This is a genomic window from Paenibacillus sp. 1_12 (assembly GCF_900114475.1).
In the GTDB taxonomy this organism is placed as follows: Bacteria; Bacillota; Bacilli; order Paenibacillales; family NBRC-103111; genus Paenibacillus_S.
In genome coordinates this window covers 115,157-138,428 of the sequence record NZ_FOTE01000001.1, presented here as the reverse complement: position 1 = coordinate 138,428, position 23,272 = coordinate 115,157, and the positions used below count along the sequence as shown (strand labels likewise).

Here is a 23,272-nt window from a genome sequence, read left to right as displayed (position 1 = left end):
TTCACCTCGAATCTATGAGTAATGAAGAGTGGTTATCGTGATCCAGCATCGTCAATCTGCCACCATAGGTTTCCTGAAGCTTAGTTGATGTAAAAGCTTGCTCAGTTGGACCAAAGGCAATAATCTGTACATTCAGCAGCATGACCCAATCGAAATATTCCTTGACTGTGGCTAAATCGTGATGAACGACCAGAACAGTTTTTTTATGCATTTTTAATTCGTTCAGCAGGGTGATGATTGCTTTTTCCGTTGCCGCATCTACGCCAACAAAGGGTTCATCCATAAAGTACAGCTGAGCGTCTTGAGCTAGTGCCCTCGCCAAAAAAATCCGCTGCTGCTGGCCTCCGGAAAGCTGACTGATCTGCCTATGCGCAAAGTCGGCCATACCGACCTTTTCGAGGCATTCCATAGCGATTTTCTTATCAGCCTTTCCGGGATGCTTAAACCATCCCAGATGCCCATAACGACCCATCATGACGACATCTAGCGCATGGGTAGGGAAATCCCAGTCTACAGATTCACGCTGCGGCACATAGCCCACCAGATTTCTTTGCTCCGAATAAGGACGTCCATAGATGGATACATCACCTGTCAGACTAGGAATCAATCCGAGTGCAGCTTTAATTAAAGTCGATTTTCCAGCTCCGTTAGGTCCTACAATGCCGATCAGCTTTCCTTCCGGAGCCTCAAAGGTAACGTTGCGAAGCACGGGTTTCTTTAAATACGCAACAGACATATTCGTGATTTGCAGCGGTGTTGTGCTCATCATGCATTTCTCCTTTTATAATCTATTTAAGTGCTTTGACGATCGTATTCACATTATGGCGAACCATTCCAAGGTAGGTGCCTTCAGGAGTTCCGGCTTCACCCATCGCATCGGAAAATAGCTCACCGCCTATCGTCAGCTCATGGCCTTTTTCCTTGGCACCTTGAATAACGGCATCGATGGCTTTTCGAGGGACGCTGGACTCAATAAATACAGCTTTAATTTTATTTTTGACCAGAAAATCACGCAGATCTGTTACATCCTTCGTTCCTGCTTCGGATGCCGTGCTCATGCCTTGCAGACCCATAACCTTAACCCCGTAGGCATCTCCGAAATAACCAAATGCATCGTGTGCGGTAACGAGCACCCGGCTTTGTTCTGGAATCGATTTAATTTGATCAGTTACCTCCTTATGCAGTGCATCCAACTGCTTGAGGTAGGCTTCTGCATTTTTTTTGTAGTCCTCGCTATGTGCGGGATCTTTCTTAATCAAGGTGTCACGAATGGATTCTGTTGCTTTCATCCAGTGAGTGACATCAAACCAGATATGTGGGTCGAACTCACTGTCCATTTGGGCACCGGAACGCAGTTTGGATCGATCGATTTTTTCGGATACAGCAACAGTGACTTTATTTTTGGACATCTTTTCGAAGATATCGCCCATTTTCCCTTCAAGATGAAGGCCGTTGTAGAAAATAATATCGGCCTTATCCAGCTTTTGAATATCACCCTGTGAAGCTTTATAAAGATGGGGGTCCACGCCAGGCTTCATCAAACCAGTAACATCAACATGATGTCCACCGACCTGCTGTACAACATCAGTAATCATGCCGACAGTAGTTGTTACCTTAAGTTTAGGTTCACCCGCTGCCGGTTTGTCTGACATATCGATGCTCGAGCAGGCGGCTATTGCGGCCATAAAGCAAATGCTGCTTACAATTAAAACTAATTTCTTAAAAGCTGTGGATGCTTTTTGCCGACGAACCTTCATCATTGTGTATCTCTCCTTTTAATGTTTTCTTTATGCAAATATTTTGTTCAAGGGAAACAATTAGGGCAAAAAAATAGGGCCGAACCTATATTTCCGATATGCATTTTATCCTACAGCAAAAATGTTTGCCTTGCAACAATTATTTTCCATTAGACAAATAGTTTCTTTAGGGAAACTTTTATTTTTATACTGGCAACAATTCGCAAATAGACTCAAGTATGAGGTACAAGGATAGAGGCTACAATAGGCTTGGAATATGCTCAGGAGGACAATCCATATGCTGACGCTTTTTTTTCGTACCATTTTTGTGTACTTTATTGTGTTTGTGACAATGAGAATTATGGGAAAAAGGGAAATTGGCAAGCTGTCCGTTTTTGATCTGGTCATATCGATTATGATTGCAGAGATTGCTGTGTTTGTGCTTGAGGATATGAATAAGTCGCTGATCGATGGTATTTTGCCGATGTTCACGTTGGTAGGCGTTCAACTGGTTATTGCGTATCTGTCTTTGAAAAATGAAAAGCTCCGCAGACTGTTTGAAGGAAAGAGCTCACTTATTATTGAGAACGGAAAACTCAACCGTGAGGAGATGAGACGACAGCGCTATAACCTTGATGACTTATTACTGCAGCTGCGCCAGAGTAAGGTGATGGACGTGGCCAATGTCGAGTTTGCCATTCTTGAGCCCTCGGGCAAGCTTACTGTCGTCGAGAAAAAGGAGCCTACCGCAACACCTGCCGAGGGAAAAAGCCTTTTCCGTTACGAGGGCTTGCCGTTACCGCTGATTATGGATGGCAAGGTGCAGGATGAGAACTTGGAGAAGCTTGGGAAAACACGATTCTGGCTCAAGAGTGAACTCCAACTGCAAGGGATCAAAGAATTCAGAGATGTATTCTTCTGTACATTGGATCATCGGGGAAAATGGTTTGTGGATCGTCGCAGGTAACAACAAGCAAACACGGTCAAGGCTATGCAGGTTTACTTGATAAGCTTGCGCCCAAGCAGCAGTACACGCATCAGATCACCGCGGTCAATAAGCCGCAATAAAAGTGAACAGGAAAAATAAATAAGCACACCAGTGATACAAGAAACCGTAAACCGTACAGTTTCATTATCCAGCCAATGCGTATACATCAGTACGTAGCTGCACCAGCCTGACACCAGCATAGCTAAGCCAACCTTGGCGAAGTCAATCATCTGCATACGGAAATGAAGCAGTCTCACGACACTGTGCCAATGCAATACAGTCACCAGCATAATGTTTACATTGATGGCCATTACAGCCCCGAGAATGCCAAATTGAGGCTGCCCTGCAAGACAAACAATAAGCGCAAGCTTGATCACAGAACCAACCAATGTATTAATTAAAGCCGAACCAGGACGATTCAAAGCTTGCAGACTCGCCTGCAGCGGTGCCTGAAAATAAATAAAGAGAGCAACCGGAGCCATCATTTTGAGCATAGGCGCGATTTGGCTTTGTCCATAAATGAGATCGCAAAGCGGCTCAGCCAAAACAAACATAATCATGACAAAGGGTGCTCCTGTAACTAAAGCCAGCTTCAGAGATTGATGGAGCCGTGTATGAATGGTTTTCATATCGTTGCGTGCTGCAGCTTCTGACAAAGAGGGAATGAGTGAAACCGACAAGGAATAGGTCAATGCGCTTGGAAGAAGCAGAATTGGAATGATCATACCTTGCAGCATCCCATATTGTGCTGTCGCCAGCTTAGTTGCGATGCCTGCCGCGGCTAGGCTGCGAATGATCAGAATAGATTCAAGAAAATACGAGCACGAGCCAACCAGCTTACTTCCGGTAATAGGCAATGCAAGCTTCAGAAGTTGTTTAAGATTCGCCCAACGGCCAACAAGCGGGATAGTTCCGATTTTGGCAATAGGAAAAGGGGATGCCATTTTACGGCTTCGTCGATAGTAGATGTAAAGTACTAAGAGAGCAACAGCTTCACCAACCATAACGCCTGCCATTGCCCCTGCTGCCGCATATTCAATACCGTAGGGGAGCATCGTGTAGGCGAAGGCGAGAACAGTGAAAATACGTATGAAGGTTTCCGCAACCTGTGACACTGCAGTCGGAATCATATTTTGTCTGCCTTGAAAGTATCCGCGCAGTACAGAGCCAATTCCCACCAAAATGATAATTGGAGTCATACATATAAAGGTGTAATAGACTCTGGAATCGGTAAGCAGGTGGTTAGCAATCCAGTGCGCTCCAAGCAGACTGGCTAAAGTAAAGACGATACCGAGCGACACGGTAAGTGTCATCGCCAGACGGAGGATGCGTCTGATTCTGCTTTCATTATTTTCTGCTTCAGCTTCAGCAATAAGCTTAGCGACAGCAATTGGAACACCGCCGGTTATTAATGTTAAAATGACGATCATAAAGGGGAAACCCATTTGATATAAACCCACGCCTTCTGCACCGATGAGTCTGGGCAGCGTAATTCGGGGAATAAAACCAAGGATACGATTAATAATTCCTGCTGCAAGTAAAATTAGCGTTCCCTTCAAAAATGATTGTTTGGTCACATCGATTCCTTCTTCCTACCGAGACTACTAACATGGATATGCAGTACCTGTCCCTATGCATGCACATTATTTAACTGCCTGATTAGGTACAGGAAGGAAAATCCTGCTTGGTAGCGAATAAGAGTGTTAAGAAGAGAGTTGGTTTAGGGCAGGAGGTTGTGAAGGTGGAGCACGATGGGCGCAAGGAAGAGTACGAAAACCAGCATTCAGAAGAACAAACGAAGCAGGTAGCTACCGAGCAGGAACAGATACTTCTTGAGCTGAATACGGAAGCCGGGTTGAACGCGGCAGAAGCCAATGTGCAGACCGAGATCCAAGCCTTTGTTGCAATGGATGAGGATATTAAAGATCCTGGAGATGATGTGGTACCTGAGGAATCCGAAACTTCCTCAATTGATCCCGAAGAAGAAGAGCCTGTCGCTTTATCGGAGCTGGAACTTAATGAGCTGATCGAAAGTATTTGTACGAGCAAGGCAGAGGAATTTAGAATGATCGGCTATGAGCATGTGACGGGAAGGGAAATTTGGGAGTGCGTTAGCGATAAATATCAGAAAACAGGGATGCCAGCGCTTCATCAAATTGTGAATGACATTTTGTCGTTAAAGGTGACGAAATTTATGAACTGGATGACGATGAGTATATATAAAAGCAACCCTTTCGCTTAGAAGGGGTTATTTTTTTGCTGTTGTATGGGCGTGTCGCAAATCATCAAATTGACTCGTTTTTAGCAGGTGAGTATAATAGGACTATTGAGATTGGAAGGAGATCGTTACTTATATGAAACGGATTGCAATATTTGTGGCTGTAGTGCTAGTTACGTTCGCACTGATAGCCTGGACAAGCCCAAGTTTAGTTGCAAAAATTAAACTAGGGTTGGACTTAAAGGGTGGTTTTGAAATCCTTTACGTAGCGGAACCTATTGAGGAAGGTAAACCCGTTACACTTGAATCTTTAAAACAAACAGCGAACAGTTTAATGAAAAGGGCGGATGGGCTGGGTATCGCAGAACCAGAGATTACGACCGAGGGGAAAGACCGGATTCGTGTACGTTTGGCTGATGTGAAAAATGAGGATGAAGTTCGTAAGGTTATTAAAAAACCTGCTGAGCTTACTTTCCGCGGGCCAGATGGAACGAAGGAAATGCTGGGCAGTGATTTCGTGGAAAATGCAGCCAAAATCGGCTTCGACCAATCAAATCGGCCGCAAATCAATATTAAAGTTAAAGATCCGGACAAATTCAAAAAAGTAACCGAGAAGCTTGTTGGTAAGCCGCTCGCTATTTATCTGGACGAGCGTCAGTTGTCTGCGCCGGTTGTCAATACGGTTATCACAGATGGCAGTGCAACGATCTCTGGTAACTATACGTTTGAGGAAGCTACTGAACTGGCATCAACCATCAATTTGGGTGCTTTGCCTTTGAAGCTTACCGAAAAGTATACTCAGGTAGTTGGAGCTTCATTGGGTAAATCCTCGTTGGATCAAACCGTAAGAGCGGGCTTGATCGGTTCCATCCTGATTTTAGTATTTATGGTCATTTTTTATCGTTTGCCTGGCTTAGTAGCAGCGATCACCTTGATCACTTATACATGGCTGCTGCTGGTCGTGTTTGACTGGATGAATGCAACCTTGACGCTTCCTGGTATAGCCGCCTTTGTGCTTGGTATCGGGATGGCTGTTGATGCCAATATCATCACCTATGAACGAATCAAGGAAGAAATACGCAGTGGAAAAAGCTTGATGTCTTCTCTTAAATCAGGTTCCAAGCATTCCTTCCGGACGATAATGGACGCTAACATTACCAATATCATCTCTGCTGGTGTGCTTTACTATGTCGGTAATGGTGCCATTCGTGGATTTGCGCTTACCACCATTATGAGTATTGTCCTGAGTGTACTAACCAACATATTTTTCTCAAGAATGTTATTGTACTTAATTATTAAAAGTAACAAGTTCAAGAAACCTTCTTACTACGGGGTAAAGGAGGCAGAAATTCGTGGATTATAGAAACCATTTTGATTTTATGAAAAACCGCAACAAATTTTTCACAATTTCTATCGTTATATTGATTGTAGGATTTATTGTCACATCGATTTTCGGCTTGAATTTCGGTGTTGATTTTAAAGCGGGAACAGGGCTTGATATTAACGTAGCTCAAACCGTAACCAAGGAAAAAGCGGAAGAAGTCTTTAATGGTATCAATCTGAAGCCGTCGGTCGTTTCCATTGGCGGTAATAATGATCATATTTCTGCCAGATTTGATTTGATTCTTTCGGATGACCAGATCAAACAAATTAATGCGGCCATGGTTTCCACTTTTGGTGATAAGGTGTCCCAGGAGGTCAATACAGTATCCCCGGATATTGCACGTGAGCTGGGTCTTAAGGCTATCTATGCAGTGGCTATTGCAAGTATCGCAATTTGTATTTATGTAAGCATTCGATTTGAGTGGCGTTTTGCAGTCGCAGCTATTATTGCGATTTTACATGATGCGTGTGTCGTTATTGCGATGTTTGCGATTTTCCGCTTTGAAGTTAATTTGCCATTTTTGGCGGCGATTTTAACAACTATAGGTTATTCGATCAATGATAAAATCGTTATTTTTGACAGGGTGCGGGAAAATCTCCGTTTCTCCAAAATTAAAACAACTCAAGACCTTTCCAATTTGCTGAATAATAGTATTTGGCAGACGATGAGAAGAAATATTTACACGGTTCTTACTGTATTGCTAGCAGCTGTTTGTTTGTTTGTGTTCGGCAGCGAATCCATTAAGCTTTTTGCACTTGCCAAAATTATCGGATTAACATCCGGAGCTTATTCCTCGATTTGTATTGCCAGCCCATTGTGGTATTTACTTAAAAACAAATCCTTGAGTTCTAAACCAAGAGCAGCTGCAGTAAAAGAATAATAGCTGGCCGCGTGAACTGAACGGTTCCGCGGCTTTTCTATCAATTTTAGGGAGTGGCTCTTTTGACAGAGGAACGTTTTCAAAAAACGGAATTCGCCTACTGGATCGGAATCATTGGAAATATTTTTCTTGCTGCCTTGAAAGGTCTATTCGGTTATTTCTCAGGAAGTAAGGCACTCATTGCCGATGCCCTGTATTCGGTTTCAACTGCTGGAAATTCTTTTGCTATGCTGATGGGACTGCGTGCTGCCAAAAAACAGCCTGATGGAAATCCTCTCTATAAACAAGGGAAGGCTGAATCCATTGCCGCTATTATTGTTTCGGTTTTACTATTGGTTATTGGTATTGAGATTTGTTTTTCATCGATCAAAACGATTTATTATGGAGTGGATTCGCCTCCGAAAGCTACGGCACTCATTGCTATTGTCATATCGATTATACTTAAAGAGGTTATGTTTCAATATAAATATCGTTTAGGCAAAAAAATGTCGAATCAGGATTTGATTACAAGCGCCCGGAAACATCGCTTGGGTGTATATTCTTCATTTGTGGTATTGATTGGTGTCGTTGGTGCCTTATTCGGTCATTACCTGGGAAATAATTACCTGTATTACCTTGACCCGCTAGCAGGTCTGTTTGTAGCCATACTAGTTGTGAGAATGGGCTACCGTCTTGTAATGGAGTCCATCCATCAGACGTTAGAGCATTCCCTTCATGATGAGGATGTGGCAGAGCTGATGCGCACCGTGCAGGTTATTAAAGGAGTTATTGCTGTCGAATATTTGCGCGCACGGGAACAAGGACATTATGTGATCGTGGATATAAAAATTAGTGTAAACCCGCGAATCAGTGTGCTAGAAGGCCACGACATCGCAAAAACGGTCAAGCAAGCCTTGTTGAAGCGGCATATTCATGTCGCAGAGGTTTATATTCATGTCAATCCATATGATGCGGGATATCCCTATAAAAATAACATTGATTTAGAGCAGGACCAATTTTCTTCAATGCTTCATTGAAAACCAGGTGAATAAGTCTCGCTGCTATGGAAACAAAGCCGAACGCTGACGCCTTGGCTGCTTCGCGTATTATTCACCACATTTTTAAGCAGTTGGTAGTAGAAGCTTACGAAGTAAGCTTTCCGAAGGAAAGCTAAGCAAAAGCTTACGAAGCCAGTTTTGCAACGCAAAACTCTCAGGAGGGTAAAATATGCTTCACGCAAAGGCAAAATGGAACATAACTGAAGCGGATGACGATCAAGTGGAAATGCTGGCGCAGGAGCTTCAGATAGAACCTTTGCTTGCTCGTCTGCTTATTGCCCGAGGAATGACGAATATTGAACATGCCAAAGCTTTTCTAGATGAAGGAACGGATTGGAATCATGATCCGTTCCTTTTAGATGGAATGGGAGAAGCAGTTGATCGTATTCTTATAGCTATTGAACAAGGTGACAAGATTCGTGTATATGGCGATTATGATGCGGATGGTATCAGCAGCACCGTCTTGATGATCCATTTGCTGAATCAACTTCAGGCGTCCTTTGATTATTATATCCCGCACCGCACTCATGAGGGATATGGATTAAATAACAAGGCTCTAGATTTGGCTCAACAGCAGGGTGTTCAATTGATTATTACAGTGGACACCGGTATTAGTGCCGTGGAGGAAATTGCTTATGCTAGACAGATAGGTCTTGATATCATCGTGACGGATCATCACGAACCACCTGAGCACCTGCCGCAGGACTGTACAATTATCAATCCTAAAAAACCAGGTTGTCCATATCCTTTCAAGCAGCTGGCAGGCGTTGGAGTTGCTTTCAAGCTGGCTCAAGCGCTGTTGGGTCGTTGGCCAGCTGAGCTGTTGGAGTTCGCAGCTATTGGTACGGTAGCCGATTTGATGCCCTTATTGAATGAAAATCGGATGATCGTCAAGCAAGGGCTTAAACGTATGCAGTCTTCGTCTAATTTAGGGATACGTGCTTTGTTTGATGCGGCGGGTATTAACTTAAAAGATATCAATTCAACGCATATTGGTTTTACTTTAGCCCCTCGGATCAATGCTAGTGGTAGGCTTGAGCATGCTGACGAAGCGGTTCGATTACTCACTACCGATAGTCAGCAGGATGCTGAACGTATGGCTTATCAGCTGGATCAGCTGAACAAAGAACGTCAAAGAATTGTTGAAGAGATGACGAAGCAAGCCTATGCGATTGTTCAGGAAAGCAAATCAGAGCCGCTCAAACAGGTGCTGGTCGTTGCGGAAGAGGGCTGGAATGTAGGAGTTGTCGGTATTGTTGCTTCCAAACTGGTCGACAAATATTATCGCCCTACGCTTGTGTTAAGTATCGATAAAGAGACAGGCATGGCAAAAGGCTCTGCACGATCCATCGCTGGCTATGATTTGTATCAAGCATTAAGTCATTGCCAAGACCTGCTTGATCATTACGGTGGACATCAGGCTGCCGCAGGATTAACTCTCGCAAGAGAGCATTTGCCTGAGCTGGAGCGGCGTTTGAACGTTTTGGCTGAAGAATGGTTATGCACCGAGGACTATACTCCCTATATGGATGTAGATATGGTATGCTCTCTAAAGGAAATCGGCGTAACAACTGTTCAACAGCTGGAGCTGCTTGGACCTTTCGGCATGGGGAATCCTACACCCAAGGTAATCATTAGGAATGCCAATTATAAAGAGCTTCGTACCATAGGTAAAGAACAGCAGCATGTGAAAATTACTCTGAAGACAAGTAAGGAAGAAAGTGCCGCTACCCTCGATGCCGTAGGCTTTCATAAAAGCGCGCTGCTGCCCTGGATATCATCTACAGCAGCTATGGATGTTCTTGGAGAGCTTTCCATAAATGAATGGAACGGAGTTCGTAAGCCTCAGGTGATGATTCAGGATTTACGGATTGCTCACAGGCAATTATTTGACTGGCGGGGCATTGCCAAGATTGAGCCTAAGCTGGCCGAGCTGATGGAGAGGGTCAAAGAGATTGATAGTCGACGCTCAGGTGGCGAGGCACACGCAGGCATTATCTTGTTTCAATCCCATAATGAGAGCATGCTCGGGCGCTTTGTGAATGAGCTACCGGTATGGTGCTTGATAAAAGAGAAGGATAATAGTCTGCTGCCTTTGAATGAGCTTGCAAAGCAGGTCAGCCTACCATTGGTGACCGATCTTATTCTTTTCGATCTTCCTTCAGACTTATCAGGTCTGAGTGCAGCTGTTAGTTCGGCAGTGGGTATGGAGCGAATATATGCTATATTTTATCAGGGTGGTACTGTCTATGAAGGTGCTCTGCCATCGCGGGATATGTTTAAAACCGTGTACGGAGCCGTTCAACAGCAGGCTGCAGCAAGACCCCCGGCAGCTTTTATAGACAGCCTGTCGAAGCGTTCAGGACTTTCTTCGAGTCTTATTCAATTTATGCTGGATGTATTTACCGAACTGGGATTGATGACAAAAGCTTCTGGCAGTTATAAGCTTGTAGACAAACCTGACAAAAAAGAGCTAACTCAATCTCAGATTTACCAAAATCGGCAGCAAAATGTCGAGATAGAGCAAGCCTTGCTTTACTCAAGTAGCCAGGAGCTGCAAGAACGGCTAATGCAGCAAAAACAATCGAACAAACCATTATTGGAGGGAATTGTATGAATTTTAAACCGTATATCCGTGTGATTGAGGATTTTCCGCAGCCTGGCATCAGCTTTAAGGATATTACTACATTATTGCAAAATGGACCTGTGTATCGGGAGGTCATTAACGAACTGGCCCGTCAGTTAAAGGAAGTGGAAATTGACTGTATCGCCGGACCGGAAGCCAGAGGATTCGTTATTGGTGCACCACTCGCCATCGCATTAGGAGTAGGTTTCGTACCGATTCGTAAAAGCGGTAAGCTCCCGGGCCATACGATTGAAGCCGATTACGCTTTGGAATATGGTAAGGATAAGCTTGCTATGCATCAAGATGCCATTAAGCCAGGTCAGAAAGTACTAATTGCTGATGATTTATTGGCTACAGGTGGAACCATTGCGACCTCGATAAACCTGATAGAGCAGTTAGGTGGACAAGTGATCGGGGCTGCTTTTTTGATTGAGCTTTTGGATCTGAATGGACGCGAAAAGCTGGGTCCGATAGATATTATTTCACTGGTAACGTACTAAAAGGTACGTTCTGATACAAAACCCGGACAGTAGATCCGGGTTTTGTTTTCGACAAAAGTTGTCGAATTGTCGTAAATAAGTTGACGTATTGCCTATGAAAAATGCATAATGGACTAAAATCGAATTAAGGGAATGAGTAAAGCGAATGGGGATTGAGCAGCTTCTTGAAAAGGCGTCGGGGTTTATAAAAGAACATGATTTGAAGCGTATAAGGGAAGCATACGAATTTGCAGAGCAAGCCCATTCCGGGCAAGTTCGCAAGTCTGGCGAGCCTTATATTTTACATCCATTAGCAGTTGCGGACATCGTTGTCAACATGCAGATGGATGCAACTTCAATCATCGCCGCGCTGCTTCACGATGTCGTTGAAGATACGACCGTTTCGCTGGACATTGTAAATGCCAAATTCGGTAAAACCTGTGCTATGATCGTTGATGGCTTGACCAAGCTTGAGAAAATTAAATTCAAAAGCAAGGAAGAGCATCAAAACGAAAATTATCGTAAAATGTTTGTCGCAATGGCTCAGGATATTCGGGTTATTCTCATCAAATTGGCCGATCGCCTGCACAATATGCGCACATTAAAATATCAATCTGAGGAAAGTCAGCGGCGTATTGCCGATGAAACCCTCGAGATATTTTGTCCGATTGCCAACAGATTGGGGATCTCTGCGATCAAGTGGGAAATGGAGGACATTGCTCTTCGTTACCTAAACCCGCAGCAATATTACCGAATCGTCAATTTGATGCAAAAAAAGCGTGTAGAACGTGAGCAATATATCGAGGACGTTGTGCATAATGTCAGCGAAAAGCTATCCGAGATGGGGATAGAGCCGGATATTTCCGGTCGGCCTAAGCACATCTATAGCATTTATAAAAAGATGACAGCTCGCAATAAGCAGTTCAATGAAATATATGACCTGCTTGCGCTGCGTATTATCGTGGATAATATAAAGGATTGTTATGCTACACTTGGTATCATTCATACACTTTGGAAGCCTATGCCAGGACGGTTTAAGGACTATATTGCTATGCCTAAATCGAATATGTACCAGTCTCTGCATACGACCGTAATTGGTCCCAAAGGTGAACCGCTTGAAGTACAGATTCGTACTGGTGATATGCATAGAACTTCGGAATACGGGGTAGCTGCGCACTGGGCCTATAAAGAGGGAAGTGTCGTACCATCAGGCAGCTTCGAAGATAAAATGAGCTGGTTCCGTGAAATATTGGAGCTTCAGCAGGACGCTGAGGACGCTTCCGAATTTGTGGAATCATTAAAGATGGACTTTTTCTCCGATCTTGTATTTGTTTTTACGCCTAAAGGCGAGGTTATCGAACTGCCTGCCGGCTCGGTTCCGCTTGATTTTGCCTATCGCATTCATACGGAGATCGGTAACCGAACCATTGGTGCCAAAGTAAATGGTCGCATTGTTTCTTTGGACTATCGTTTGAAAACTGGAGATATCATTGAAATATTGACCTCTAAGCACTCTTATGGCCCAAGTCAGGACTGGATCAAGCTGGCCCAATCCTCACATGCCCGCAGCAAAATTCGGCAGTGGTTCAAGAAGGAAAAGCGTGAGGAAAATGTAGAAAAGGGTAAAGAAGCGATTGAACGTGAGCTGAAACGATTGGGTCTTGAGCCGTCAACCCTGATGAAAGAAAATGAGCTTATGGAGGTTGCCAAAAAGTTTAATTTCCATGAAGTCGAGGATATGTTCTCTGCGGTTGGCTTTAGTGGGATTACAGCTGCACAAATCGTTACCCGTCTTACTGATAAATTACGTAAAGAAGCAGAAGAAGCGCAGCAGCAAGCGCTCCAGCTCACCAATGAGATTAAAGAAGTCAAGACAGCTCCTGCCGAGAAGAAAAGCAGGCCAACACATGGGGTTCGTGTTAAAGGCGTGGACAATTTGCTTGTTCGTTTTGCACGCTGCTGCAACCCGGTTCCGGGTGATGTCATTGTTGGCTATATCACCCGCGGCAGAGGTGTTTCCGTGCATCGGGAGGATTGTACGAACATTCCTGCAATTGATGGAAGTGAAGAAGGCAACCGTCTGATTGAAGTGGAGTGGGTAGATTCGGTGGAAGCCAGCTATAACGTGGAGATTGAAATAGCCGGACATGACCGTATGGGCTTGTTAAATGAAGTCCTGCAGGCAGTTTCGGAAAGCAAAACGATCATATCAGCTGTCTCCGGCCGTACGGACAAGAACAAAATGGCGGTAATTCATATGTCGATATTGATTCGCAATATTGAGCATTTGCACTCTGTCGTTGAAAAAATCAAACGGATCCGTGACATCTACTCGGTGCATCGGATTATGCAAACTTAAGGTTACGAGTTATTCCAATTAGGGACTAATGGTTAGCACGAAGGATTGAGGTGTAAGCACGTGCGTATTGTTGTTCAGCGTAGTAAACAGGCTAGCGTTGAGGTAGAAGGTGTAGCGGTCGGTTCGATTCGGCATGGACTTGTTCTACTGGTTGGTGTTACTCATGAGGATACAGAGCAGGACGCCCGATATGCGGCTGAGAAAATAGCCGGACTTCGTATATTTGAGGACGAGACGGGTAAAATGAATCTTTCCATCTCCGAAACAGAAGGAGAAATCTTATCGATTTCTCAGTTTACACTTTATGGGGATTGTCGTAAGGGCAGACGGCCCAACTTTATGGCTGCAGCCAAACCGGAGCATGCTGAACCCTTATATGAGCAATTTAATGACCATCTTCGCAGACTTGGTTTAAAGGTAGAAACCGGAGTGTTTGGAGCGATGATGGATGTATCTTTAGTTAACGACGGTCCGGTCACTTTAATTATCGACAGCCAGTAGTTATTTGAATAGCTTGAATGGTTAGGATATTTGGTGAAAAAGCGTTTCATAAACGAATCAGCATACGGATAAATATATTTTGATATGGAAATAATAAGCTCAGCAGTGAACGAGTCTTCAGCTTGTTCAGCTATTACTCAAAGGAGCTTAATACCCATGCGCAAGTCCATAAATCAAAATATTGTTTATCGGCCTGAGCAGCAGTTGCTTTCCTGTGGTTTGGGGGAGTCAGTCGGGATGGTTGCTGCCAGTTTGAATGGCAATGAGCTGACCGCAGACTATTCCTCTTTTACAGAGCAGTTAAAGCAGCAGCCTCGTCGAACCTATCGTTAACAACATGCAGATTAAGCAAATCGCCAGGGTACCCTATGGCGGTTTTTTTTTTTTTCTGCTCTTGACCTGTGATACACTTAATCTAGTTTTGGGCTGAACATCAAGCGGACAGGCCTCAAATTATGATCATTTGTTGAATTTTAGCGAACAAATGCAACCATTGTCATCGATGTCTCGTATTTAGAAGGTACGGGCTATTTAACTGGCAATTTGGCAATTTATGGATCTATAAAAATGATACTTACGAGGTGCAGGATGAGGAAAGCAGGCTATTCAACTGGAAATAATAAAGGATGGCAGTTGGCAGTGTTTGCCGTGCTGCTAGTGGCAGTAATAGGAGCAGGTACATATTTGTTAGCTAGTAAAAGGGTTTCAAGCGGAGGACTTGGCAAGCCGCAGCAGCTAGCTGAAGTAAAAGTTACGAAAAATATTAAGAACAGCTATGACCTCGTCGTAGTGGGGACAGATCCGGAAGGAATAACTGCAGCGGTATCCGCAGCGCGCAACGGATTAAAAACGCTTTTAGTGGATGGTTATGATCGCGAGATATTAGGTGGATTAATGACATTAGGTTGGTTGAACAGTCTAGATATGAACTATGAGCCCAGTAAAGGCCTATTATCTACTCATGACATTATGAATAAAGGAATATTCAGCGAATGGTATGGTCGCACTGAAGGAGATTCCTTCGATGTCGTAACTGCAGCTAATGTTTTTAATGATATCGTGAGCAGAGAACCCAATATCGATCTGCTGATGAAAACCAAGAAGATTGAGCCGCAAATGGCCCCTGCGGGAGCGGGAGCGCTTCCCCGTGTAACAGGCGTAGTCGTCACCAAATCAGATGGCAGCAGGCTTGCTATCGAAGCGAAGGCAGTTATTGATGCGACACAGGATGGAGATATTGCTGCTGCTGCTGGAGTTCCTTTTACAGTAGGACGCGAAGACTTGATGGATCCCAAAAGCAGGATGGCGGTTACAGCCGTATTCAGACTCAACGATATTACACCCGAACGGTGGGCCAGCTTCAGCAAGCCGATACAAGCTGAGGATAAAGGTCTTGGTGCCTACGGAATTAATGAAATGAGTTTGTGGGGTTTAACCAAGATGCAGGATTACCCTGCTGTAAATAAAGAAAAGGTCAGGATGCGCGGCCTGAACGGCGGACGGCAAAACGATAATACGATGCTCGTTAATGCACTGCAAATTTTTGATGTCGATCCTTTTGACCCTAAATCACGGCAAGAAGCTTTCCAGATTGCTAAAGACGAGTTGCCTCATGTCCTGGCATATCTCAAGCAGCAGTACCCTGAATTTGAAGGGGTGGAGCTGGCAGGCATTGCGCCTGAGCTGTACGTGCGTGAATCACGTCATATGCAAGGTGAATATAGATTGTCTATTATCGATTTGCTTGAAAATCGTGATCAATGGGATCGTATCGCATTTGGCGGATACCCTGTCGATATTCAGCGGACAAGCCCTAAGGACAATGGAGCTGTCGTCATTGATCCGGATAAATATGCGGTGCCTTACCGCAGTATTGTACCGCTCAAGGTTGACGGATTGCTAGTCGTTGGCAGAGCAGCAAGCTATGATACACTTCCTCATGGGAGTGCACGTGTTGTGCCTGTCGGTATGGCTGAGGGCGAAGCTGCAGGAGCTTCGGTCAAGATCGCTATTGAGCAAAATATGAGCTTCCGGCAGTTATCCGCATCTAAAGAATCCATTGCCAAGCTTCACGCAATGCTGAATAATCAAGGTATGGACTTAAAGCCATTTAGTATCCAGCCGGCTCCATATATGCAGCACAAATCCTACGAGGGTTTAAAGACAGCGATTAGCCTTGGACTTTCCAGCGGCGGTTACAAGAATGATTTTAGTCTGGACGTAGCTTCGAATCAGAAGCGAATGGTCAATATGCTTGAGGGCATGCGCAAGTTCAAACCAAGTGCGATGTCAGGCAGTCCTTCAACGGTGATCGCTAAGGTTAATGAACCTGCTAAGCAGCCATTGACGCTGGAATCAGCAGCTCAAATGATTGCATCACTACTGAAGCAGGATGCAACAGCAGAGAATGCTTTGAACAATTTGCTGACCAAAGGAATCCTAAGCAAAGGAACTGTGGACGGGATTTCCAAAAAGCAGGAATTAACGAATGGCGATACTTATATGCTGATTAACGATGTATACAAGTACATTAATGCGGCAAAATAAATATAATGAACTGAGAGCTTGAAAGCTCTAAGCACACATTATCAAGCAAATGGCTTGACTTTGCCAAAATTCGCTATTACAATAATGGTTATTGAATGGGATTATATATCCGTTGATGGGATCAAGTACTTCGTACCCTCGCATAAACAGAGAGGGAAGCTCAAGCTGCAAGCTTCCTTATGTGAAACGAACGAACAGACCTCCCGGAGGACAAACGGGGAACTACGGCAATTAGATGTCGTATAGTAGCCGATTTGCGTATAGCGGGCGTTAACCGCTTTGAGTGTGCATCTGGAACGCTAAGATGCAAATCGTGGGTGGTACCGCGGGATGACTTCGTTGATAAGTCTCTCGTCCCTGACAAATTAATGTCGGGGGCGGGAGCTTTTTTAATTTTCGTCCAGATCCGGCAAAACAAGAAAGGAGCAGCCGTACATGAGTATTCAGAAACCAAAGGGAACCCAGGATCTGCTTCCTGGAGAGATTGAAAAATGGCAGTACGTAGAATCCAAGGCGCGTGAGCTGTGCCAACGATTCAACTATCGTGAAATTCGCACACCGATTTTTGAGAACACGGAGCTGTTTCAACGTGGTGTTGGTGAAACCACAGATATCGTTGAAAAGGAAATGTATACCTTTGAAGCTAAAGGGGATCGTAATAAGCCGTTAAGCTTCTCACTAAGGCCGGAAGGAACCGCAGGTGTTGTCCGAGCTTATGTGGAAAATAAGCTATTTGGAGAGCCGGATGTCAGTAAGCTGTTTTATATCGGTCCCATGTTCCGATACGAGCAGCCGCAAGCTGGACGTTATCGGCAGTTTCATCAATTCGGCATTGAAGCATTCGGATCAGTTGACCCTAGTATTGATGCAGAAGTGATCGCGCTTGGTTACACTTTTTACAATGAGCTTGGCATCAAGGATGTAACCGTTGATATCAACTCAGTTGGAACGATTGCCTGTCGCGACGTATTCAAGCAGAAGCTTCAGGAGTTTTTTGCTCCTGTGAAAGACCAGCTCTGCTCAGATTGCCAATCCCGCTATGATCGGAATCCAATGCGTATACTGGATTGCAAGGTGGATCAAAAGCATTGCGAGGGCGCACCAACTATATTGGAATATTTGGATGAAGAATGTACGGCTCATTTTGCAGCGGTCCAGGAGCATTTGAGTGCGATGAATATTCCTTTCCGAATTAATCCACGCTTGGTCCGCGGTCTTGATTACTACACGCATACGGCGTTTGAGTATAAGGCAGCGGGTATCGGCGCAATTGATACCATTGGTGGTGGAGGCCGCTATAACGGTCTTGTAGGCCAAATTGGCGGAGGCAGCAATGATCAGCCTGGAGTTGGACTCGGACTTGGTCTGGAACGTACTCTACTCATCCTACAGGCGCAAAATGTCGAGCTTCCGGCTGTAAAGCTGCTAGATATTTATTTAGTAGGCTTGGGAGAAGCTGCCGAGAAGGAAGTCACCAAACAATTGCAATTGCTTCGACTGGCTGGTCTGAAGGCAGAAAAGGATTATTTGGGCCGTAAAATCAAGGCACAAATGAAATCAGCTGATCGCTATAAAGCTTCTTATGTTGCTATCCTCGGTGATGATGAGCTAACACGCGGCGAGATCACGATCAAGTCAATGGAAAATGGCGAGCAGCAAACCGTGCAGTTGGCGCAATTTGTAGCACACATGAAGACATTAAAGCATCTTTAATTAATTTTTTAAGTTTAATAATAAAAATGGCAAAATTTATCTAACAAAACCTGGAGGTTGATGATAGTCATGTTGTTGAAAACCCATCATTGTGGAGCGTTAACGAAAGCGAACGTAGGAGAGACCGTTATTCTGAACGGTTGGGTACAAAGAAGACGCGATTTGGGCGGCGTCTTGTTCATTGACTTACGTGATCGCAGCGGTTTGGTTCAAATCGTATTTAATCCTGATTTTTCAGGAGAAGCCTTGACCATCGGTGACCGTGCACGTAACGAATACGTATTAGCTGTAAGCGGAAAAGTCGTTGAGCGTGATGCGGCTACGATTAATGCTAACCTGCAAACCGGTGAAATCGAAATTCAAGTAACAGAAATCGAAATTTTGAATGCTGCCAAAAACCCGCCATTTTTCATCGAGGACGGAATCGAAATCGACGAATCTCTGCGTTTGAAATACCGTTACCTGGACCTGCGTCGTCCGGAAATGCAGCGTACGCTGATGCTGCGTTCCAAGGCTGCCAAAGTATTCCGTGATTTCCTGGATGCCAATGGCTTTTTGGAAGTGGAAACACCGATTTTGACCAAAAGCACGCCAGAAGGCGCGCGTGATTATTTGGTACCGAGCCGTGTGCATCCGGGTGAATTTTTTGCTTTACCGCAATCCCCGCAAATTTTTAAACAATTGCTTATGGTAGGCGGCTTGGAGCGTTATTACCAAATTGCTCGCTGCTTCCGTGACGAGGATTTGCGTTCGGACCGTCAACCTGAATTCACACAAGTCGACGTTGAGACTTCTTTCCTATCGCAGGATCAATTGTTGGATATGATGGAGGAGCTTACTGTTGAGCTGTTCAGAGTAACGACTGGCACCGAGCTTGCACGTCCGTTCCAACGTATCAGCTATGCAGACGCAATGGGCAAATACGGCTCAGATAAACCTGATTTGCGTTTCGGATTGGAACTCAAGGATGTTTCCGATATCGTGGTTAATTCCGGTGTTAAAGTATTTGCTTCCGTTGTTGAAAAAGGTGGCCAAGTTAAAGCACTTAATGCTAAAGGCTGCGGCAGCTGGAGTCGTAAGGAAATTGACGATTTGGGCGTATTTGCCGGACGTTACGGCGCTAAAGGTCTGGCTTGGGTTGTACTCAAGGAAGGTGAAATGAAAGGCCCTATCGTTAAATTCTTCTCAGAAGAAGAGCTTGCTGCGTTAAAAACTCGTCTGGAAGCAGAAGAGGGCGATCTCCTGTTATTCTCAGCAGATACCAAAAAGGTGGTTGCTGATGTATTAGGTAACCTTCGTTTAAAAATCGGACGCGATCTGGGTCTAATCGACGAGAATGAATTTAAATTCGCGTGGGTTATGGACTTCCCGCTGTTGGGCTACGATGAAGAAGCCAAACGTTATGTTGCCGAGCACCATCCGTTCACCCGTCCTAACGAAGAAGACATGCATTTCTTCGATACTGATCCAGGCAAGATCAGAGCACAAGCTTATGACCTTGTATTAAACGGCTACGAAGTTGGCGGCGGTTCGATGCGGATCTACAAGCGTGAGGTTCAAGAGCAAATGTTCAAGGCACTCGGCTTCAGTAAAGAAGAAGCGCAAGAAAAATTCGGCTTCCTTCTAGAAGCCTTTGAATACGGAACTCCTCCACACGGCGGAATTGCCTTCGGCTTTGACCGTCTAGTGATGTTAATTACAAAACGCACCAACCTGCGTGAAACGATTGCGTTCCCTAAAACCGCGAGCGCTACCTGCTTGCTTACAGATGCACCAGGTCCAGTAGACGATAAACAACTGGAACAATTGTCCATACGTCTAGCGCTTAAGCAGCCCGCTGCCAAGGCGTAAGTAAGTAAGTAAGTAAGTGAAGTCTCTACACCAGCAGTAAAGCTTCGTCCCGCAGGGGCCAAAGCGACCCGAGAACACACAGTCTCGCATTCGTGCATCACACCAGCAGTAAAGCTTCGTCCCGCAGGGGCCAAAGCGACCCGAGAACACACAGTCTCGCATTCGTGCATCACACCAGTAGTCAAGCGTGTCCCACAGGGACGATAAGCGACCCGAGAACACACAGTCTGGCACACGTGCATTACACTAGTAGTCAAGCGTGTCCCACAGGGACGAAAGCGACCCGAGAACCCAACCGTATGCATACCACAATGGGAGTCCAGAGGGCAAAGCCCTTTGGGGCCCTCCCTATAGGGAGGGTTTGGGAGGGTCATTTAGGAGGTATTAATCATGCTGCACCAGTTTTCAAGAACGGAGCTTGCTATCGGGCCGGAAGGCCTGGAAGTCCTGCGTAATAGCTGCGTAGCGGTATTAGGCATTGGCGGCGTAGGCGGTATAGCTGCTGAAGCTTTAGCCCGAACAGGTATCGGGAGACTCGTGCTGATCGACAAGGATGTCGTCGACATTACGAATATTAACCGTCAGGTGCATGCTCTTATGTCGACGGTTGGCCAGCCGAAAGCCGATTTGATGCGTGATCGTATTTTGCAAATCAACCCGGAATGCGACGTCGTTTCCTTGCGAATGTTTTATACAGAGGAAACGTATGAGCAGTTGTTTGCTTATCCTTTGGATTATGTAGTAGATGCTTCGGATACGATCAGCTACAAAATTCACTTAATCAAACAATGTCTGGAACGTAAAATACCGATTATATCGAGTATGGGCGCGGCTAATAAAATGGATCCTACCAAGTTTCAGGTTGCCGATATTTCCAAAACCTCAATGGACCCATTAGCCCGTGTCATCAGAAACAAGCTGCGCAAGGATGGAATCAAAAAGGGAGTCAAGGTCGTCTTTTCGACGGAAGCACCCATCAAGCCAAGAGTGGATGTTACCCAAAAAATTGTTCCGGAAAACGCACCTGAAATCCGTAAAGCCAAGCAGCCACCGGCCAGCAATGCTTTCGTACCGCCTGTAGCGGGATTAATTGCGGTTAGTGTCGTTGTGAAGGATTTGCTGGAAAAGGTGAATAGGGACTGAAGATTTCGGAGTGAAGCGAGCAAACGGTGGGACCACATTTTGTAAACGCCGAAATTGTCCTTTATAATGGAAAGCATAGGGGAATCTCCTTACGGAGTTCTTCCTGTGCTTTTTAGTATATAAATACCTGATTGACGAATACGACAGAGGTTGTGGATGAAGAATGGATTTGTTTTCATTAGCAGAGGAAAAAAGCCCTGCAGGGAAGCTGCTCGCAGATCGGATGCGACCGGTTACACTGGATGAATATATTGGTCAGGAACAAATCGTAGGTCCAGGCAAGCTGCTGCGACGAGCCATAGAAGCGGACCAGGTCTCCTCGATTTTGTTGTACGGCCCTCCGGGTACAGGGAAAACAACGCTTGCGAACATTATATCCCACGCCACCCAAGGGACATTTATTAAATTAAACGCGGTTGATGCAACCGTCAAAGATGTGCGTGAGGTCATTGAACAGGCAAAAGATAACAAGACGTTATACGGTCGCAAAACCATTTTGTTTCTGGACGAGGTGCATCGTTTCAATACGTCGCGTCAGGATGCGCTGCTGCCAGCTGTTGAACAGGGGATTATTGTGCTCATCGGAGCGACGACCGAAAATCCGTTTCACCATGTGAATGGCGCACTATTGTCAAGATCGACACTATTTGAGCTTCAAGCCTTAACTCAAGCGCACTCTCTTGTGGCGCTGCGCCGAGCGCTTGTTGACCGGGAGCGTGGGTTGGGTTCACTGCCCATTACAGCTTCGGAGGAAGCGCTTGCGCATATTGCTCGTATGGCTGGGGGCGATATTCGTCGCGCCCTTAATGCGCTTGAGCTTGCTGCTCTAACGACTCCACCGGATACGAGTGGGGTGGTCCATCTGACACTTGAGGTGGCAGAGGAATCGATCCGGCGTCCTACCGTCAAAGCGGATGAGTCTACGCAATACGATGTGCTCTCAGCCTTCCACAAGAGCATCCGCGGCTCCAGTGACGCGGCGCTGTTCTGGTTCCTGTATGCGGTAGAGAAGCTGGGGATGGATCCGATGACATTTCTGCGCCGCTTGATCGTAGCCAGCAGTGAGGATATAGGTTTGGCTAATCCACAAGCGATGCTGCAATCCGTGACGGCGATGGATGCCTATCATAAGATCGGCTGGCCGGAATCGAAGTATGTGATTGCTCAAGCGATTCTGTTTGCCGTTGAGAGTCCCAAATCGAATGCGATACCTATTGCTATTGGAAAAGTCATGGGAGCCTTTGAGCAGCTGGGAGCAGCTGAGGTACCTATACATTTGCGTGATACACATTACAAGGGATCGGAGAAGCTGGGGCACGTGGGTTATCAATATCCCCATAACTATCCGGGACATTATGTGGATCAGCAGTATTTGCCAGACAAGCTGCAGGAGCAGTCCTTCTACGAGGCAACCGAGCAGGGCATGGAGGATAAGATAAGGCTCAATCAAGAGCGCAGAAACGGGCAAAAGCAGCGAAAATCGCGATAATAGGTCAGGCTAGCTCATTTTAGGCTCATTTTAGGCTAATTGTCGGTATAAGTTTAACTGATCAAGCTTTTTGACTGATTTGGTTAACTTTTAAGCATAGCCCGCTGTTTGACTGTATAGTTTAATCATATATAATTTAATTATAGAGTTATATGATGCTCATAAAAGGATTAGGAAGGCTTTTTTATTAAGCATCGAATCACTTTTTGCATATGATATCCATATTTATGTTTAAAAGATCTCATATATATTAGCTTCAAGTGTCTCAAAAAAATTGTGAATTTAGGGGAGGTGTACCTATTCATCTCGAACGAGGAGAAT

The 23,272-nt window shown here is 45.1% G+C and carries 18 protein-coding genes; 15 read left to right on the top strand and 3 right to left on the bottom strand.

Annotated elements, in window-relative coordinates; all coding sequences use genetic code 11:
• Nucleotide 1: 1 nt before the first annotated feature.
• Together BM210_RS00535 and BM210_RS00530 are read right to left on the bottom strand one after the other, a co-directional pair.
• Entirely contained in the window at nucleotides 2-769 is a 768-nt protein-coding gene (locus BM210_RS00535) for a metal ABC transporter ATP-binding protein (RefSeq protein WP_371263399.1), read from the bottom strand.
• 19 nt (nucleotides 770-788) lie between these two features.
• Nucleotides 789-1,757 carry a metal ABC transporter solute-binding protein, Zn/Mn family gene (locus BM210_RS00530; protein ID WP_371263410.1) on the bottom strand — a complete coding sequence of 323 codons (969 nt, stop codon included), beginning with the start codon at nucleotides 1,755-1,757 and terminating at the stop codon, nucleotides 789-791.
• A 277-nt stretch (nucleotides 1,758-2,034) separates the two neighbouring features.
• On the opposite strand from BM210_RS00530, the gene BM210_RS00525 reads away from it, so the two are divergent.
• A complete protein-coding gene (locus tag BM210_RS00525; RefSeq protein ID WP_256223182.1) occupies nucleotides 2,035-2,703 on the top strand; it encodes a DUF421 domain-containing protein in 669 nt (222 codons plus the stop codon).
• A gap of 32 nt (nucleotides 2,704-2,735) precedes the next feature.
• Here BM210_RS00525 and spoVB read toward each other — a convergent pair whose 3' ends face one another.
• Nucleotides 2,736-4,301 (bottom strand): stage V sporulation protein B, encoded by a 1,566-nt coding sequence (gene spoVB, locus BM210_RS00520; protein ID WP_091163519.1) that lies wholly within the window; start codon nucleotides 4,299-4,301, stop codon nucleotides 2,736-2,738.
• Nucleotides 4,302-4,465: 164 nt separating this feature from the next.
• Between spoVB and BM210_RS36130 the strand changes: the two genes are divergently transcribed.
• From BM210_RS36130 to BM210_RS00455, 14 genes are all read left to right on the top strand, one after another.
• Nucleotides 4,466-4,966, top strand: coding sequence for a post-transcriptional regulator (locus BM210_RS36130; protein ID WP_371263398.1), 501 nt, complete (start codon nucleotides 4,466-4,468; stop codon nucleotides 4,964-4,966).
• 112 nt (nucleotides 4,967-5,078) lie between these two features.
• The gene (gene secD / locus BM210_RS00510) at nucleotides 5,079-6,305 is read left to right on the top strand and encodes a protein translocase subunit SecD (protein WP_091163518.1); all 1,227 of its coding nucleotides are present in this window, start codon (nucleotides 5,079-5,081) and stop codon (nucleotides 6,303-6,305) included.
• Complete coding sequence (secF, locus tag BM210_RS00505; protein WP_256223181.1) at nucleotides 6,295-7,206, top strand: protein translocase subunit SecF; 912 nt, start codon at nucleotides 6,295-6,297, stop codon at nucleotides 7,204-7,206. Before secD ends, secF begins: the two co-directional genes overlap by 11 nt.
• Nucleotides 7,207-7,259: 53 nt before the next feature.
• Entirely contained in the window at nucleotides 7,260-8,222 is a 963-nt protein-coding gene (locus BM210_RS00500; protein WP_371263397.1) for a cation diffusion facilitator family transporter, read from the top strand.
• A gap of 190 nt (nucleotides 8,223-8,412) precedes the next feature.
• Complete coding sequence (gene recJ, locus BM210_RS00495) at nucleotides 8,413-10,860, top strand: single-stranded-DNA-specific exonuclease RecJ (RefSeq protein WP_091163514.1); 2,448 nt, start codon at nucleotides 8,413-8,415, stop codon at nucleotides 10,858-10,860.
• A complete protein-coding gene (locus BM210_RS00490) occupies nucleotides 10,857-11,369 on the top strand; it encodes an adenine phosphoribosyltransferase (RefSeq protein ID WP_091163512.1) in 513 nt (170 codons plus the stop codon). Before recJ ends, BM210_RS00490 begins: the two co-directional genes overlap by 4 nt.
• 145 nt (nucleotides 11,370-11,514) lie before the next feature.
• Nucleotides 11,515-13,707, top strand: a complete 2,193-nt coding sequence (locus BM210_RS00485) for a RelA/SpoT family protein (RefSeq protein WP_091163510.1) — start codon at nucleotides 11,515-11,517, stop codon at nucleotides 13,705-13,707.
• A gap of 60 nt (nucleotides 13,708-13,767) precedes the next feature.
• On the top strand, nucleotides 13,768-14,208 hold the full coding sequence (dtd, locus tag BM210_RS00480; RefSeq protein WP_091163508.1) for a D-aminoacyl-tRNA deacylase: 441 nt from the start codon (nucleotides 13,768-13,770) through the stop codon (nucleotides 14,206-14,208).
• 156 nt (nucleotides 14,209-14,364) lie between these two features.
• A complete protein-coding gene (locus BM210_RS34585) occupies nucleotides 14,365-14,541 on the top strand; it encodes a hypothetical protein (protein ID WP_177237566.1) in 177 nt (58 codons plus the stop codon).
• A gap of 255 nt (nucleotides 14,542-14,796) precedes the next feature.
• A complete protein-coding gene (locus tag BM210_RS00475; protein WP_091163506.1) occupies nucleotides 14,797-16,755 on the top strand; it encodes an FAD-dependent oxidoreductase in 1,959 nt (652 codons plus the stop codon).
• Nucleotides 16,756-17,190: 435 nt separating this feature from the next.
• Nucleotides 17,191-18,468: a histidine--tRNA ligase gene (gene hisS / locus BM210_RS00470; RefSeq protein ID WP_091163504.1), complete on the top strand. Its 1,278-nt coding sequence runs from the start codon at nucleotides 17,191-17,193 to the stop codon at nucleotides 18,466-18,468.
• A 69-nt stretch (nucleotides 18,469-18,537) separates the two neighbouring features.
• Nucleotides 18,538-20,319: an aspartate--tRNA ligase gene (gene aspS, locus BM210_RS00465; RefSeq protein ID WP_091163502.1), complete on the top strand. Its 1,782-nt coding sequence runs from the start codon at nucleotides 18,538-18,540 to the stop codon at nucleotides 20,317-20,319.
• 390 nt (nucleotides 20,320-20,709) lie between these two features.
• Nucleotides 20,710-21,462 carry a tRNA threonylcarbamoyladenosine dehydratase gene (locus BM210_RS00460; protein ID WP_091163501.1) on the top strand — a complete coding sequence of 251 codons (753 nt, stop codon included), beginning with the start codon at nucleotides 20,710-20,712 and terminating at the stop codon, nucleotides 21,460-21,462.
• 163 nt (nucleotides 21,463-21,625) lie between these two features.
• Nucleotides 21,626-22,951, top strand: coding sequence for a replication-associated recombination protein A (locus BM210_RS00455; RefSeq protein WP_091163500.1), 1,326 nt, complete (start codon nucleotides 21,626-21,628; stop codon nucleotides 22,949-22,951).
• Nucleotides 22,952-23,272 lie beyond the last annotated feature (321 nt).

What these genes read in the sequence shown, in the direction of transcription:
- BM210_RS00535 (WP_371263399.1), bottom strand. Translation starts at nt 769, where the DNA reads ATGATGAGCACAACACCGCTGCAAATCACGAATATGTCTGTTGCGTAT.
- BM210_RS00530 (WP_371263410.1), bottom strand. Translation starts at nt 1,757, where the DNA reads ATGAAGGTTCGTCGGCAAAAAGCATCCACAGCTTTTAAGAAATTAGTT.
- BM210_RS00525 (WP_256223182.1), top strand. Translation starts at nt 2,035, where the DNA reads ATGCTGACGCTTTTTTTTCGTACCATTTTTGTGTACTTTATTGTGTTT.
- secD (WP_091163518.1), top strand. Translation starts at nt 5,079, where the DNA reads ATGAAACGGATTGCAATATTTGTGGCTGTAGTGCTAGTTACGTTCGCA.
- recJ (WP_091163514.1), top strand. Translation starts at nt 8,413, where the DNA reads ATGCTTCACGCAAAGGCAAAATGGAACATAACTGAAGCGGATGACGAT.
- BM210_RS00490 (WP_091163512.1), top strand. Translation starts at nt 10,857, where the DNA reads ATGAATTTTAAACCGTATATCCGTGTGATTGAGGATTTTCCGCAGCCT.
- BM210_RS00485 (WP_091163510.1), top strand. Translation starts at nt 11,515, where the DNA reads ATGGGGATTGAGCAGCTTCTTGAAAAGGCGTCGGGGTTTATAAAAGAA.
- BM210_RS34585 (WP_177237566.1), top strand. Translation starts at nt 14,365, where the DNA reads ATGCGCAAGTCCATAAATCAAAATATTGTTTATCGGCCTGAGCAGCAG.
- BM210_RS00475 (WP_091163506.1), top strand. Translation starts at nt 14,797, where the DNA reads ATGAGGAAAGCAGGCTATTCAACTGGAAATAATAAAGGATGGCAGTTG.
- hisS (WP_091163504.1), top strand. Translation starts at nt 17,191, where the DNA reads ATGAGTATTCAGAAACCAAAGGGAACCCAGGATCTGCTTCCTGGAGAG.
- aspS (WP_091163502.1), top strand. Translation starts at nt 18,538, where the DNA reads ATGTTGTTGAAAACCCATCATTGTGGAGCGTTAACGAAAGCGAACGTA.
- BM210_RS00460 (WP_091163501.1), top strand. Translation starts at nt 20,710, where the DNA reads ATGCTGCACCAGTTTTCAAGAACGGAGCTTGCTATCGGGCCGGAAGGC.
- BM210_RS00455 (WP_091163500.1), top strand. Translation starts at nt 21,626, where the DNA reads ATGGATTTGTTTTCATTAGCAGAGGAAAAAAGCCCTGCAGGGAAGCTG.